The sequence below is a fragment of the Streptomyces sp. NPDC107538 genome, from assembly GCF_055657445.1.
The window spans coordinates 1-14,669 of record NZ_JBVKAY010000032.1 but is presented as its reverse complement, the minus strand read 5'-3'; the positions used below and the strand labels follow the sequence as shown (position 1 = coordinate 14,669).

13 protein-coding genes are annotated in these 14,669 nt (G+C 71.4%); 9 read left to right on the top strand and 4 right to left on the bottom strand.

The window, feature by feature from the left end; genetic code table 11:
• The first annotated feature begins 224 nt into the window (after positions 1–224).
• The 3 genes from ACZ7MG_RS43585 to ilvD all read left to right on the top strand — a co-directional run bounded on the left by ACZ7MG_RS43585 (position 225) and on the right by ilvD (position 3,693).
• Entirely contained in the window at positions 225–1,046 is an 822-nt protein-coding gene (locus ACZ7MG_RS43585) for a sugar phosphate isomerase/epimerase family protein (RefSeq protein ID WP_216591553.1), read from the top strand.
• Positions 1,043–1,663 carry a TetR/AcrR family transcriptional regulator gene (locus tag ACZ7MG_RS43580; protein ID WP_471390611.1) on the top strand — a complete coding sequence of 207 codons (621 nt, stop codon included), beginning with the start codon at positions 1,043–1,045 and terminating at the stop codon, positions 1,661–1,663. The genes ACZ7MG_RS43585 and ACZ7MG_RS43580 overlap by 4 nt, the downstream gene beginning before the upstream one ends.
• Before the next feature lie 176 nt (positions 1,664–1,839).
• On the top strand, positions 1,840–3,693 hold the full coding sequence (gene ilvD, locus ACZ7MG_RS43575; RefSeq protein ID WP_471390614.1) for a dihydroxy-acid dehydratase: 1,854 nt from the start codon (positions 1,840–1,842) through the stop codon (positions 3,691–3,693).
• Positions 3,694–3,810: 117 nt separating this feature from the next.
• Here the strand turns inward: ilvD and ACZ7MG_RS43570 are convergent, their stop codons facing one another.
• The gene (locus ACZ7MG_RS43570) at positions 3,811–6,219 is read right to left on the bottom strand and encodes a serine/threonine-protein kinase (RefSeq protein ID WP_471390616.1); all 2,409 of its coding nucleotides are present in this window, start codon (positions 6,217–6,219) and stop codon (positions 3,811–3,813) included.
• A 207-nt stretch (positions 6,220–6,426) separates the two neighbouring features.
• Here ACZ7MG_RS43570 and ACZ7MG_RS43565 point away from each other — a divergent pair, with 207 nt between their 5' ends.
• The 3 genes from ACZ7MG_RS43565 to ACZ7MG_RS43555 all read left to right on the top strand — a co-directional run bounded on the left by ACZ7MG_RS43565 (position 6,427) and on the right by ACZ7MG_RS43555 (position 9,289).
• Positions 6,427–6,768 (top strand): SH3 domain-containing protein, encoded by a 342-nt coding sequence (locus ACZ7MG_RS43565; protein WP_471390619.1) that lies wholly within the window; start codon positions 6,427–6,429, stop codon positions 6,766–6,768.
• A gap of 893 nt (positions 6,769–7,661) precedes the next feature.
• Entirely contained in the window at positions 7,662–8,312 is a 651-nt protein-coding gene (locus ACZ7MG_RS43560) for an EamA/RhaT family transporter (protein ID WP_471390621.1), read from the top strand.
• A gap of 182 nt (positions 8,313–8,494) precedes the next feature.
• On the top strand, positions 8,495–9,289 hold the full coding sequence (locus ACZ7MG_RS43555; RefSeq protein WP_471390624.1) for a class I SAM-dependent methyltransferase: 795 nt from the start codon (positions 8,495–8,497) through the stop codon (positions 9,287–9,289).
• Here the strand turns inward: ACZ7MG_RS43555 and ACZ7MG_RS43550 are convergent.
• Together ACZ7MG_RS43550 and ACZ7MG_RS43545 are read right to left on the bottom strand one after the other, a co-directional pair.
• On the bottom strand, positions 9,253–9,927 hold the full coding sequence (locus tag ACZ7MG_RS43550; protein ID WP_471946855.1) for a SulP family inorganic anion transporter: 675 nt from the start codon (positions 9,925–9,927) through the stop codon (positions 9,253–9,255). The genes ACZ7MG_RS43555 and ACZ7MG_RS43550 overlap by 37 nt on opposite strands.
• 35 nt (positions 9,928–9,962) lie before the next feature.
• Positions 9,963–10,361 (bottom strand): hypothetical protein, encoded by a 399-nt coding sequence (locus ACZ7MG_RS43545; protein WP_471390678.1) that lies wholly within the window; start codon positions 10,359–10,361, stop codon positions 9,963–9,965.
• 126 nt (positions 10,362–10,487) lie between these two features.
• On the opposite strand from ACZ7MG_RS43545, the gene ACZ7MG_RS43540 reads away from it, so the two are divergent.
• From ACZ7MG_RS43540 to proC, 3 genes are all read left to right on the top strand, one after another.
• Positions 10,488–11,345 carry an ABC transporter ATP-binding protein gene (locus tag ACZ7MG_RS43540; RefSeq protein WP_471390630.1) on the top strand — a complete coding sequence of 286 codons (858 nt, stop codon included), beginning with the start codon at positions 10,488–10,490 and terminating at the stop codon, positions 11,343–11,345.
• A gap of 80 nt (positions 11,346–11,425) precedes the next feature.
• Positions 11,426–12,184: an ABC transporter permease gene (locus ACZ7MG_RS43535; protein WP_471390675.1), complete on the top strand. Its 759-nt coding sequence runs from the start codon at positions 11,426–11,428 to the stop codon at positions 12,182–12,184.
• Between the two features lie 123 nt (positions 12,185–12,307).
• Positions 12,308–13,120, top strand: coding sequence for a pyrroline-5-carboxylate reductase (proC, locus tag ACZ7MG_RS43530; protein ID WP_471390633.1), 813 nt, complete (start codon positions 12,308–12,310; stop codon positions 13,118–13,120).
• Between the two features lie 12 nt (positions 13,121–13,132).
• On the opposite strand, the gene trpS is transcribed toward proC, so the two are convergent.
• A complete protein-coding gene (gene trpS / locus ACZ7MG_RS43525) occupies positions 13,133–14,128 on the bottom strand; it encodes a tryptophan--tRNA ligase (RefSeq protein WP_471390636.1) in 996 nt (331 codons plus the stop codon).
• Positions 14,129–14,669 lie beyond the last annotated feature (541 nt).

Genomic DNA, 14,669 nt, shown 5'->3' with positions numbered 1-14,669 from the left:
GCGCCCCTGAAAAAGCGGGGCTGCGCCCCTGCTTTTTCGGCCCGAAGAGCACGGGGCGCAGCCCCGGCTCTTCAGGGGCGCGGGGAACTGCGCGAGAAGCCCCACTCACCCGCACCCGCCGACGTACGGGGGACCCCAACGGCGCACAGGCGAGAGTCCCCACCCCCGGCCGACAACCAGCCCCAGGCCCACACGAGCAAACCCACCCCGTTAGGCTGTGCGGCGTGGCAGAACCCGTACGGATCCCGGATGCGAAGGTCGCCCTGTCCACGGCCTCCGTGTACCCGGAGTCGACGGCCACGGCCTTCGAGATCGCCGCACGCCTCGGTTACGACGGCGTGGAGGTCATGGTCTGGACCGACCCGGTCAGCCAGGACCTGGAGGCCCTGCGCCGCCTCTCCGACTACCACCAGATCCCCATCCTCGCCGTGCACGCCCCCTGTCTGCTGATCACCCAACGCGTGTGGTCCACCGACCCGTGGGTCAAGCTCCAGCGCGCCCAGGCCGCCGCCGAGAAACTCGGCGCGAGCACGGTCGTCGTCCACCCCCCGTTCCGCTGGCAGCGCCAGTACGCGCGCGACTTCGTCACCGGGATCTGGCGGATGGCGAACGAGACGGACGTCCGGTTCGCCGTCGAGAACATGTACCCCTGGCGCTACCGCGACCGCGAGATGCTCGCCTACGCGCCCGACTGGGACGTGACGAAGGACGACTACCGGCACTTCACGATCGACCTCAGCCACTCCGCGACCTCCCGCACCGACGCGCTGGACATGGTCGACCGGATGGGCGACCGGCTCGGCCATGTGCACATGGCGGACGGCAAGGGGTCGGCCAAGGACGAGCACCTCGTCCCGGGCCGCGGCAGCCAGCCCTGCGCCGAGCTGCTGGAACGTCTCGCCCGGACCGGTTTCGACGGTCACGTCGTGATCGAGGTCAACACCCGTCGCGCCATGTCCGCCGCCGAGCGCGAGGCCGACCTGGCGGAGGCCCTCGCCTTCACCCGGCTGCACCTCGCCTCCGCCGTGCGGGTGCCCCGGCCGTGACCTCGGCCACCCCCCGCCGCCGGGGCCGGCCCTCCCGTACGGAAGCGGCCGACACCCCGGCCGCCCGTGACCGGATCCTCGCCGCGGCCCGCGAGGAGTTCTCCGAGCGCGGCTACGACAAGACGTCCGTACGCGGCATCGCAAAGGCCGCCGGGGTGGACTCGGCGCTGGTGCACCACTACTTCGGCACCAAGGAGCAGGTGTTCGAGGCGGCCGTCACGCTCTCCTTCGCCCCGGCCATGGAGGCCCCCCGGGCGGTCGAGGAGGGCCCTCTCGACGGCGTCGGGGAGCGGCTCACCCGGTTCGTCTTCGGCGTCTGGGAGAACCCGGCGACCCGTAAGCCCCTGCTCGCGATCGTCCGCTCCGCCGTGAACAACGAGGCCGCCGCCGCCGTCTTCCGCCGCATCATCGCCACCCAGGTCCTCCGCCGTATCGCCGACCGCCTGGACGTCCCCGACGCGGAGCTGAGGGCCGAACTGGCCGCCGCGCAACTGGTGGGCATCGCGATGCTGCGGTACGTGATCAAGGTTGAGCCACTGGCGTCGGCGGACCCGGAGCGGATCATCGAGAGGGTGGCCCCGGTGGTGCAGGCCCACTTGACCGGCCCCGGTTCCTGAGGGGCGCGGGGCTGTGTCGATATGCGGCTCCGCCGCGTGGGCGCGACCAGCCCCCACCGGCCCGCAGTTGAAAATCGAGACGCGCATCCCGTATTTCGGACGATGTGTCCGCCCACTGGATAACCGGCGTACGCTCGACCTCAGTCATTACTCTCCGAAGGAGCGAGGCGAGCGCGATGCCCGAGCTGAGGTCCCGCACAGTCACCCACGGCCGCAACATGGCGGGCGCCCGCGCCCTTATGCGCGCCTCCGGTGTACCGGGCGCGGACATCGGCCGCAAGCCGATCATCGCGGTCGCGAACTCCTTCACCGAGTTCGTGCCCGGCCACACCCACCTCCAGCCGGTCGGCCGGATCGTCAGCGAGGCCATCCGCGAGGCGGGCGGCATTCCGCGCGAGTTCAACACGATCGCCGTGGACGACGGCATCGCGATGGGCCACGGCGGCATGCTGTACAGCCTTCCCTCCCGCGACCTGATCGCGGACAGCGTGGAGTACATGGTCGAGGCCCACTGCGCCGACGCCCTGATCTGCATCTCCAACTGCGACAAGATCACCCCGGGCATGCTGAACGCCGCCCTGCGGCTCAACATCCCGACGGTCTTCGTCTCCGGCGGCCCGATGGAGTCCGGCCGGGCCACCCTCGTCGACGGCACGGTCCGCACGCTCGACCTGGTCGACGCGATCTCCGACGCCGTGAACGACAAGATCTCGGACGAGGACATCCTCCGTATCGAGGAGAACGCCTGTCCGACCTGCGGTTCCTGCTCGGGGATGTTCACCGCCAACTCGATGAACTGCCTGACCGAGGCCATCGGCCTCTCCCTCCCGGGCAACGGCTCGGTCCTGGCCACCCACACCGCCCGTAAACAGCTGTACATCGACGCGGCCCACACGGTCATGGACATCACCCGCCGCTACTACGACCAGGACGACGAGACGGTCCTGCCGCGCGCGATCGCGAACTTCGCGGCCTTCGAGAACGCCATGGCCCTCGACATCGCCATGGGCGGCTCCACCAACACGATCCTGCACCTGCTGGCCGCCGCCCAGGAGGCGGGCGTCCCCTTCGGCCTCGACGAGATCAACGCGGTCTCGCGCCGCGTGCCGTGCCTCGCCAAGGTCGCGCCGAACGTCGCCAAGGACCGCACGTACTACATGGAGGACGTGCACCGCGCCGGCGGCATCCCCGCCCTGCTGGGCGAACTGCACCGCGCGGGCCTGCTCAACGAGGACGTGAACTCCGTCCACAGCCCCTCCCTCGCCGACTGGCTGAAGACCTGGGACGTGCGCGGCGGCTCCCCGTCGCCGAAGGCCGTCGAGCTGTGGCACGCGGCCCCCGGCTGCGTTCGCTCCGCCGAGGCCTTCTCCACCTCCGAGCGCTGGGACACCCTGGACCAGGACGCCGAGGGCGGCTGCATCCGCTCCGCCGAGCACGCCTACTCCAAGGACGGCGGCCTCGCGGTGCTGAAGGGCAACCTCGCCGTCGACGGCTGTGTGGTGAAGACCGCCGGCGTCGACGAGTCCATCTGGACCTTCGAGGGCCCGGCCGTCGTCTGCGAGTCGCAGGAGGAGGCCGTGCAGAAGATCCTCATGAAGGAGGTCAAGGAGGGCGACGTCGTCGTCATCCGCTACGAGGGCCCCAAGGGCGGCCCCGGTATGCAGGAGATGCTCTACCCGACCTCGTATCTCAAGGGCCGGGGCCTCGGCAAGACCTGCGCGCTGATCACCGACGGCCGTTTCTCCGGCGGCACCTCCGGCCTGTCCATCGGCCACGCCTCGCCCGAGGCGGCCGGCGGCGGCACGATCGCCCTCGTCGAGAACGGCGACCGCATCCGTATCGACATCCCCAACCGCTCGATCGAGCTGCTGGTCGACGACACCGAGCTGGCCCGCCGCGAGGCCGCCCTGAACGGCGTCTACGCCCCGAAGAACCGCGAGCGCAAGGTCTCGGCCGCGCTGCGCGCCTACGCCGCGATGGCCACCAGCGCCGACAAGGGCGCGGTGCGCGACGTCAGCAAGCTGGGCTGAGGTCCGCGCCGAGGCTGTACGAGTACGACTGAGGGCCGCCCCCGCCCGCCGGGGAGCGGCCCTCAGTCGTACCACCTGCCGGCCCTCTGCCTGTTGTCTGCCGGTCGTCCGACCGTGTCACCAGCCCGCCGGATCGTTTCCGTCCAGTCCGAGTACGGTCCCGTCGAGCGCGCCCGTGCAGATACGGCCGTCGATGACGACGGGCTCGGGCAGCGAGCCGGTGACCCGGCCGGAGTCCCCGAGCCGCGACGGGGTGTCCCCGCTGATCCGGCCCTTCCGTACGTCCACGGCGAGCAGCCGCCCGTCGGACGAGGAGAAGTACACATGCCGGTCGTCGGCGACCGGCGCCGAACTCCGCGCGACCCCCGTCTCGGTCCGCCACAGCTGCTTGCGCGTCGCCATGTCGACGGCCGCGAGCGAACCGCCCGCGCCGCTCAGCAGATACACGACGTCACCGCGCACGACCGCGCGCACCTGTTCGAGCCGCACGGGCAGCGCGACCCGGACGGTCTTGCCGCTCTCCTTGCTCCCGCTGCCGGGGTCGTACCGGACCACGGCGACCGTGTCGTCGTAGGCGCCGCCGATCTCGGTGAGGTAGAGGGCGCCGTCCTGGGCGCCCACCGGTTCCAGGTGACCGTCGAGCCGGGCGTCCCACCGCACGTCCCCCGTCTCCGGGTCCACCGCCGTGACCCGCGTCCGCGCCCCCGCCCCCGTACCGGTGACGCTCGCCACGTACGCCCACCGGTCCCCGTCGAACGACGTGAAGTACGCCTCCGGCTGGCCGGGGATCCGGCGGCTCCACCTCGCCTCCCCGGTGGCGCTGTCCAGACCGGTGACCGTCCCGTCGGTGGCGGTCAGCAGCAGCGTCCCGCCCGCGAACCGCCGGCCGGCGTACGCGGAGACGTCCCGCTCCCACCGCACCGCACCGGTGCCGGGATCGAGTGCCTGCACCCGACGCCCCTGGTCGGTCAGCACGTGCACCAGCCCACCCGACTCGACGGGCGGGTCACCCGGGCCCACCACGTCGTCCCCGTCGACCGTGTGCCGCCACAGCACGCTGCCGTCCGCCGGATCCAGCGCGGAGACCAGCCCCGGCTGCCGGCACAACAGCTTCCCCGCCCCGTACGAGCACTGCGGCACGCTCTGCTTCTTCGCCGCCGGCTTGGTGGCCCAGGCCTCGAGAACGGGCGCGGCGGCCGCGGCACCGCTGGCCCGCGGCGTGGCCGTACCGCCGTCCGCCTGGCCCCCGTCGCCCCCCAGCACCCGCGCCGAGGCGAACCCCCCACCCGCGACCAGCACCAGCGAGGCGGCGGCCAGCACGGCCCGCTTACGCATCCGCCCACCGCTGCGGACGTGTCCGGTGCCGGCACCCGCGCCACCGGACACCGATCCCGCACCGGCCTCGCCGCCGCTTCCGGCGCCCTCGCCCGTACCTGCGCCGGCGCGCTCGCTCTCGCCCGCGCCCCCACCCTCGCCCGTAGCGCTGTCGGCGGCGTAGGCGGCGTAGGCGGATTGGCCGAATCGGTCAGATCGGCCGGATCGGCCGGATCGGGTGGCGTGGCCGGATCGGGTGTCGGCGTCGGCCCGCCCCGTCCCCGCGGAGGCCCACCCCGCGCCCTCCCTCTCCCTCTCCCTCTCCTTCTCCCGCGCCCGCTCTCTCTCCCGCTGGGTCGGTATGAAGCTCTGGGTGTCGTACGAGGCGGCCACGGACCGGAGTTCGTGCATCAGCTCGTCCGCCGTGGGCCGGTCCTCGGGCTCCTTGGCGAGGCAGGCGCGGACGAGCGGCGCGAGGTTCGGGGGTACGTCGGTGAGGTCCGGCTCGTCGTGGACGACCTGGTAGGCGACGACGTAGGGGCTGTCGGAGTCGAACGGCCCGCGTCCGGTGGCCGCGTGCACGGTGACCGAGCCGAGGGCGAAGATGTCGGCGGCGGGCCCGACCTCCCGGGGCCGCCGGAACTGCTCAGGTGCCATGAACGGCGGTGTGCCGATCAACTTCCCCGTCTCGGTGCGCAGTTCACTGTCCTTGGGCCGGGAGATCCCGAAGTCGATGACCTTGGGGCCGTCCTCGGCGAGCAGCACGTTGCTGGGCTTGAGATCCCGGTGCACCACCCCGGCGCGATGGATGTCACGCAGCGCCTCCGCGAGCCCGGCCATCAGCCGCCGCAATTGCCCCGGCGGCATGGGCCCGTTCCGCTTGACGTGCTCGGCGAGGGTCGGACCAGGGATGAAGAGGGTGGCCATCCAGGGCCGGGGACTGTCGGTGTCGGCGTCGACGACCGGTGCGGTGAAGGCACCGCTGACCCGCCGGGCGGCGGCCACCTCCTGCCGGAAACGGCCTCTGAACTCGGGGTCCTTGGCGAACTCGGCGTGTACGACCTTCACCGCGAGCCGCAGTCCCGAGGTCGAGGTGGCCAGATGGACGACACCCATGCCACCGGAACCCAGACGCGACCCCAGACGGTACTGACCGGCGTACTCGGGAAGTTCCGCTTCCGCTCCCGACCCGGTGCCCCGCTGTGGTGCCATGGGTCCACCCCCGTGCTGTTTCGGCCGCTCGCGCGACGCTCGGAGCCTAGTCGATGACACGTACGGGACAGAGGCGGCTTGCTAGCCTTCACGTGCGAAAAACGCACAGGTGTGTGTGTCCTGATTCAGGGGTATCAAAGGGTCCCCATGGCCTGCATGGGGACCAAACGGGGTTTCAAACGGGTTTCAAACGGGGGGAGTTCAGCCATGTCTGTCGAGCATGCCGAAGAGATCACGGGGGACGGCGAGGGGGAGCAGGCCGTCGCGGTCGCGGCCACCACGGCGGCGGTCACGGCAGCCGTCCGCTACTACTCGGTCGCACCGGGCGTCCGCCTCAACGTCCGCAGCGGCCCCAGCACCAGTTACGGCGTCGTCCGCGTCCTCTCCGAGGGCGCCAGCGTGCCGATCTACTGCCAGACCCCGGGCCAGACCATCTCCGGCCCCTACGGCACCACCAACGTCTGGGACAACATCGCCGACGGCCAGTACATCTCCGACGCCTACGTCTACACCGGCAGCGACGGCTACGTAGCGGGCCGCTGCGGCTGAGGCCACCGGCCGGCCACGGCCGGCCCTGTGCTGCGCCAGCCGCGGCTGCCTGGGCCGGGCCGGCTGGGGTCGAGTGGGGCCGGGCCAGTCGCGGCTGACTGGGGTCGGGTCGGTTGCGGTTGGCTGGGTCGGGCTGGCCGCGGCTGACTGGGGCCGGCCCCCGCTCCTGTGCCGGCTTGGGGTACGTGGTGGGCCAGGGTCAGGGTGGCGAGGCTGCCTGGGGTCGGGCTGGCTGGGGTTGACTGCGGCCGGGCCAGCGCGGCCGACTGCGGCCGGGCCAGTCGAGGCTGACTGGGGTCGGGTCGGCTGCGGTTGACTGAGGTCGGGGTGCGCGGTTGGCCGGGGCGGGGAGTGGCCTGGGGGAGTGCGGGTCAGGGGTGGCGAGCGGATGCATCGACGCCGACTGCGTGACGCCGCGACCTCGTGCCGCGAGCCCCGCCACCACGCGGCCTGTGGCCCGTGGCCAGTGGCCCCGATCATCCCGTGATGTGTGACGCCACGGCCTCGCGATTTCGGGACCTCGTGCCGTCGGCCTCGCCACCCGTGGGCCGTGGCTCCCGTCATCCCGTGATGTGTGACGCCACGGCCTCGCGATCCTGGGACCTTGTGCCGTCGGCCTCGCCATCGCGTGGTCCGTGGCCCTGTCATCCCGTGGTTTGTGACGCCATGGCCTCGTGATCTCGGGACCTTGTGCCGTCGGCCTCGCCACCGCATGGGCCCGTGGCCCCGTGTCCCATGATGTGTGAGGCCGTGGCCTCGTGCCCCTCGTGCCCTCGCGGGTGCGTGACGCCGTGACCCAGGACGCCGTGTCGCCGCACGCGCTGGCCCCGGGATCGCGCGCGACGGGCGACGGTTCCATGGGAGCCGAAATCGCCCGGAGCCATAATCGATCCGTGAGCCAGAAACCGAAGAACAAGCAGGCGGAGCGGAGGCGGAAGCCGAAGCGGGAGCCGGAGCAGAAGTCACACCAGCACCAGCACCAGCCCCAGGAAACCGAAACCTCCCCGGCACCCCAGTCTTCCCCCGCACCCCAAGGGCCCTCGGCACCCCAGGCGACACCGGCCCCCCAGGCGACCCCCACAGGCCCCCACCCCGAACCCATCCGCTTCTTCGGGACGACCTGGCTGAACCACGACGGCAACTACACGCCCCGCCGCGCGGCCGTCACCCTCGGCTCACTCGCCACCCTGGTCGCCTCCTGTTTCGTGCTGCGCCTGGCCTACGAGGGCCTGCAACTGGCCGCGGTCGGCGGTTTCGTCAGCATCCTGGTCATCGTCATGTTCGCCGTCTGCAGCGCCCTGGCCTTCGGCCACACCTGGGGCGCCTACACCAAGCGCCCCGACCCGGCCCGCCAGTCCTCCCTGCGCGGCCTCCTCACCATCGGCTTCCTCGGCTCCCTGACCGCCTACTTCCTCCGCTCCCTGAAGGAGGCCCCCGGCGAATCCCTCCACCGCGCGGAATACACCACGGCCCGCGACCAGTACGCCCGCCGTACGGCCAAGCGCACAGGAAACCCGGCAAAGCGCACCAGAAGCACCCCGTAAGGGGCGCGGGGAACTGCGTGACCAGCCCCACCGAAGCGGTACTCGCCCCCCAACCCCACCCCCGAGCGATCAGGCGCTCATGGGGGTCGAAGGGGCACAGCCCCTGAAGGACGGGACGGGTAGGGGCGGCGGGGGCGACCAACCCCTCCCCAACCCCCCTCCCACCGAGCCACGATGTCCCCATGACCACCTCCCGCCCCCGCCCCCACCCCTCCCACACCACCCGAGCCCACTCCTTCAACACCGCCGCAGCCCAGTACGCGGCAAACCGCCCCTCCTACCCACCCGCCCTCTTCGACACCATCGAAGCCCTCTCCCCGCGCCCCCTCCACGGCTCCCGCACCGTCGACGTAGGCGCCGGCACAGGCATCTCCACCACCCTCCTCCACACCCGCGGCGCCCACGTCCTCGCCGTGGAACCCGGCCCCGGCATGGCCGCCCAGTTCCGCCGCACCCACCCCCACATCCCCCTCGTCCGAGGCGACGGCAACGCCCTCCCCCTCGCCACCGCCTCCACCGACTTCCTCACCTACGCCCAGTCCTGGCACTGGACCGACCCCACCCGCTCGGTCCCGGAAGCCCTGCGCGTCCTCCGCCCCGGCGGCGCACTGGCCCTCTGGTGGAACACCGACGCCGTAGAGATCCCCTGGATCGCCGACGCCACCACCCGCATCCACCGCTTCCTCGGCGTGGACCCCGGCACCCCGATCGAGAAGAGCGGCTCCGGCGCCCCCGCCGCCCTCAAAGACATAGCGGGCCGCCTCGACTTCACCCGCCGCCAGATCCGCTGGAGCCGCAAGGTCTCCCTGGACACCCACCTGGCCAACATCGCCAGCCACTCGGGCTTCCTGGTCCTCGGCAAAGAGGCCACCACCGTCTTCCTCGCCGAGGAACGAGCCCACCTCCGCGAGCTCTTCCCCACCGAAACCATCGAAGAGACCTACGACGTAGACCTACTCCTCGCCATCCGCCCCTGACCCACCCCTCCCTGACCCACCTGTCCTGCCACAGCCCGCCCAACTCCAGCCGCACCCCCCGCTCCAGAGGCACCCCTTCCAACGCGTCCAGCAACTTCGGCAACCGCAAGAACGTCGCGTTCCCGGCCGCCCGCACCACCACCCCCGCATCGCCCCGGTCCTCGACCTCCACCCGCACCTGGCTGATGTCCCACGCGGTCTTGACCACTGCCACCGCGAGCCCCACCAGCACCCCCTCGCACAGGCTCAGGGGAACGATCGCCAGGGCGGTCACCCCCAGCACCACCAACTCGCCGCGATCCCGCCCCGCCACAGCACCCCACCTCCCGTACGGGCACGAGCCGACACCCCATGTGCACCAACACCCCGGCCACCGCCGCGACCGGAACCATCCCGAGCCCCCCGGACAGCAGCGCGGCGAACCCCGACAACCACACCCCGGCCAGCACCCGCGAGACCCTGGCCCGCACCACCGCCCCCGCCCGCACATCCCCCGAGCCGCCGCGTCCAGCCCCGCTCCGCACCATGAACACCGCCGTGGGCAGCGCCCCGAGCACCCCGCACACCACGTCGCCGGCGCCCTGCGCGACCAACTCCCGGTCGTGGTCGGCCCCCGCACCGCCCTGCCGCCGATCCACGGCCGCGGCGCCGACCAACGACTCGGCGGAAGCGATCAACGCGAGAGCGAACACAATCCCGACGCCCTCCACCTCCACCAGCAACCCCAGGTCACCCCCGACGGCACCCGCACGGCCGCCCACAGCCCCCGCACCTCGATCCGCCGCACCCCCAGGTCGAACACCCCGGTCACCAGAGCCGCACCCCCGACGGCCACCAACGCCCCCGGCACCCGACGCGCCCCCCACCGCCACCGAGGCCACACCACCAGTACGACGACGGTGGCACCCCCGACCACCAGCGCCCCGGGAACGACGGCGCCAGGCAACGCCCCGACCCCCGCAAGCCTCTCGATCCCCCCACCACCGGGCGCGGCCACGTCCCCCATGGCAGAGAGCTGCCCCGCCACCAACAACAGCCCGATCCCGGCGAACATCCCCTGCACCACAGCCACCGACACACCCCGAAACCACCGCGCCGCCGCACCGCCCCACCCACCCCCCGCCTCGCACCGCCCCACCCACCTCCCCTCGCGCCGCCCACCCTTGACGAGGCCCCCGCCCTGCGCAATATTCATCACATGATGAATTACTCGCCGAACGAGCCGCCACCCCAAGCCCCCACCCCCGTCGGCTCCCCTCCCCTCCCCGCCATCCAGGCCCACGGCCTCACCGTCGCCCGAGGCCCCCGCACGATCCTCCGCGCCCTCGACTTCACCGTCCCCCAGGGCCAGATCACTGGCCTCCTCGGCCCCTCGGGCTGCGGTAAATCGACCCTGATGCGCGCGATCGTCGGCACCCAGGCCAAGGTCACCGGCACGCTGAACGTCCTCGGTCACCCCGCAGGCGACGCCACCCTCCGCTCCCGCATCGGCTACGTCACCCAGGCCCCCTCGGTCTACGACGACCTGACCGTCCGCCAGAACCTCGCCTACTTCGCCGCGATCCTCGACCCCGGCCACGCCGCCGCCGACCGCCGAGACGAGAACGTCACCCGGGCCATCGCCGACGTCGCCCTCACCACCCACGCCGACGCCCTCGCCGGCAACCTCTCCGGCGGCCAACGCAGCCGCGTCTCCCTGGCCGTGGCCCTCCTCGGCACCCCCGAACTCCTGGTCCTCGACGAACCCACCGTCGGCCTCGACCCCGTCCTCCGCCGCGACCTGTGGACCCTCTTCCACACCATCGCCGCCGAGCGCCGGGCCACCCTCCTCATCTCCTCCCATGTCATGGACGAGGCCGAGCGCTGCCACCGCCTCCTCCTCATGCGCGAGGGCGAGATCCTCGCCGACGACACCCCCGAGGCCCTCCGCACCCGCACCCACACGGACACCGTCGAAGCGGCCTTCCTCCGCCTGGTCGACGAGGCCACCCAGACCACGACCACGGCCCCCACGGCAGCCGACGCCCACGCCCACCCCAAGGAGCCGGCGCGATGACCACCGCCCCGAAGCCGCACGCGACGAAGCCCGACCACCCGCACGAGCCGGGAAGGAAGACGACCGTGCCCACCGCTCCCATGGCGTCCCGCGCGACCGCCCTCAGCTACTCCCGTACGACCGCCACAGCCGCCCGAGTCCTCCGCCAACTCGGCCACGACCCCCGCACGATCGCCCTGCTGATCCTCATCCCGTGCGTGATGCTGTTCCTGCTGCGCTATGTCTTCGACGGAAACCCACGCGTCTTCGACTCCATCGGCGCCTCACTCCTCGGCATCTTCCCGCTGATCACGATGTTCCTGGTCACCTCGATCGCGACCCTCCGAGAACGCACCTCCGGCACCCTGGAACGCCTCCTCTCCCTGCCCCTCGGCAAGGGAGACCTCATCGCCGGCTACGCCCTGGCCTTCGGCACCCTGGCGATCATCCAGTCCGCCCTCGCCACGGGTCTGGCCGTCTGGTTCCTCGACCTGGACGTCATCGGCTCCCCCTGGCTGCTGCTGATCGTCGCCCTCCTCGACGCCCTCCTGGGCACCGCCCTCGGGCTCTTCGTTTCGGCCTTCGCCTCCTCCGAGTACCAGGCCGTCCAGTTCATGCCGGCCGTGATCTTCCCCCAGCTCCTCCTCTGCGGCCTGTTCACCCCCCGCCCCGAGATGCACCCCGCCCTGGAAGCCATCTCCAACGTCCTCCCCATGTCCTACGCCGTCGACGGCATGAACGAAGTCCTCCTCCACACCGACATGACCGCCACCTTCGTCCGCGACATCGCGATCGTCGCCGGCTGCGCCCTGCTGGTCCTGACCCTGGGAGCGGCCACCCTGAGGCGCCGGACGACATAGCGCCCACCGACTGCCCACCGCGCGCACCCGCACGTTCCGCCCACCGGACACGCCGAGCCGGACGCCCGCCCCCGGTGCGAGGATGGCCCCAGGACGACGCACCCCCCGGAGGGCACCCGCACCATGAGCCAGAAAGTCGCAGTCCTCGGCACCGGCAAGATCGGCGAGGCCCTGCTCAGCGGAATGATCCGAGCCGGCTGGGCACCGGCGGACCTCCTGGTCACCGCCCGCCGCCCGGAACGCGCCGAAGACCTCCGCGCCCGCTACGGCGTCACCCCGGTCACCAACGCCGAAGCCGCGAAGACCGCCGACACGCTCATCCTCACGGTCAAGCCCCAGGACATGGCCACCCTCCTCGACGAACTCGCCCCGCACACCCCCGCCGACCGCCTGGTCATCAGCGGCGCGGCGGGCATCCCCACCTCCTTCTTCGAGGAGCGCCTGCCCGCAGGCACCCCCGTCGTCCGTGTCATGACGAACACCCCCGCCCTCGTCGACGAGGCCATGTCCGTCATCTCCTCCGGCAGCCACGCGAGCGAGGCCGATCTCGCGCACGCCGAGGAGATCTTCGGCGCCGTGGGCAAGACGCTCCGCGTCCCCGAGTCCCAGCAGGACGCCTGCACCGCCCTGTCCGGCTCCGGCCCGGCGTACTTCTTCTACCTGGTCGAAGCCATGACCGACGCGGGCATCCTCCTCGGCCTGCCGCGCGACAAGGCCCACGACCTGATCGTCCAGTCCGCCATCGGCGCGGCCACCATGCTCCGCGACAGCGGCGAACACCCCGTCAAGCTCCGCGAGAACGTCACCTCTCCCGCCGGCACGACGATCAGCGCCATCCGCGAACTCGAGAACCACGGAGTACGCGCCGCACTGATCGCCGCCCTGGAGGCCGCCCGCGACCGCAGCCGCGAACTGGCCTCCGGCAACAACAGCTGACGCCGCCCGCGGTCAACCGGCCAGAAGACCGATCGCCCGATACGCCTCATCCACCCTCGGCCGAGCCAACTTTCTGGCCTTCTCCGCACCCAACCGCAGCACCCCCTCCACGTACGCGGGATCCGCGCACAACTCCTTGTGCCTCTCCTGTACGGGCCTGAGGAGCTCGACCACGGCCTCTGCGGTGTCCTTCTTGAGTGCTCCGTACGATTCATATACACCGCTCAGGTCCTCGGGGTTCCCACCCCGACAGGCCGCGAGGATCTCCAGCAGATTCGCGAGCCCAGGCCGGGCCTCCCGGTCGTAGACGACGTCCCGCCCGCTGTCGGTCACGGCCCGCATGACCTTCTTCCGCACCACATCGGGCTCGTCCAGCAGATAGACGATCCCCGGCCCGACGTCGTCCGTCTTCCCCATCTTCGACGTCGGGTCCTGCAGATTCATCACCCGCGCCCCGACCTTCGGCGGGGTCGCCCGCGGCACCACGAACGTCTGCCCGTACCGCTGGTTGAACCGCACCGCCAGATCCCGCGTCAGCTCCACATGCTGCGTCTGGTCGTCCCCGACCGGCACCTCGTCGGTCCCGTACGCCAGGATGTCCGCCGCCATCAGCACCGGATAGGTCAGCAGCGACAGCCGGACACTCCCGCCCCGCTCCCGCTCCCGCGCCGCCTTCTCCTTGTACTGGATCATCCGTCGCATCTCACCGTCCGTGGCCACGCACTCCAGCAGATACGACAGTCGCGCGTGCTCGTCGACATGACTCTGTACGAAGACGGTGCACAGCTCCGGATCCAGCCCCGACGCCAGCAACAGCGTCGCCGCCTGCCGACTGAGCCTGCGCACCCGCGCCGGATCGTGGTCCACGGTCAGCGCGTGCAGATCCACGACGCAGAACAGCGCGTCCGTCCGGTGCTGGTCGACGTCGGCCCACCGCCGCACGGCCCCCAGGTAGTTCCCCAGCGTCAGATGCCCCGTCGGCTTGATCCCGCTGAAGACCCGTGTCATCTCTCCACCTCCTGATCAGGACCGCCGCCACCGGCCGGCCGACCCTCAGAAGGGAGAAACGAGAACGGCCGCCAGGGCGGCGGCCGTCGAGTACATACGTGAGTACGGCCGCCGTCAGGCGGCCCACCACTGCTGGTGACACGTACGCGTAGTCATGGGCGTCAGGCTACGCCTCCGGGAGGCCGGCCGACAGCGAGTTGACACACCCCGAGCCCCTACGTAGTGTTCTCCGGGTTGTCCGACGTGAGCGCCGACCCCGGTCGGTCCCCGGACAGCCATTCCGCAGGTAAACACCAACAATCGACGACCCGTCGTCGTGCCCTTGGCATGTGTATTTGCGAAATGAGGAATCCGCGTTCGAAAGGACGCAGCCCCCGATTAGCTCGGGAGCCAGGAATCCGCTAAAGTCTCACTCGTCGGAACGGCCCAACAGCCGTGAAGACAACCCCCACTGACTGGGAATCAGGCCCGAAAGGATCTGATAGAGTCGGACTCGCCGGAAAGGGAAACGCGGAAGCGGGAACCTGGAAAGCACCGAGGA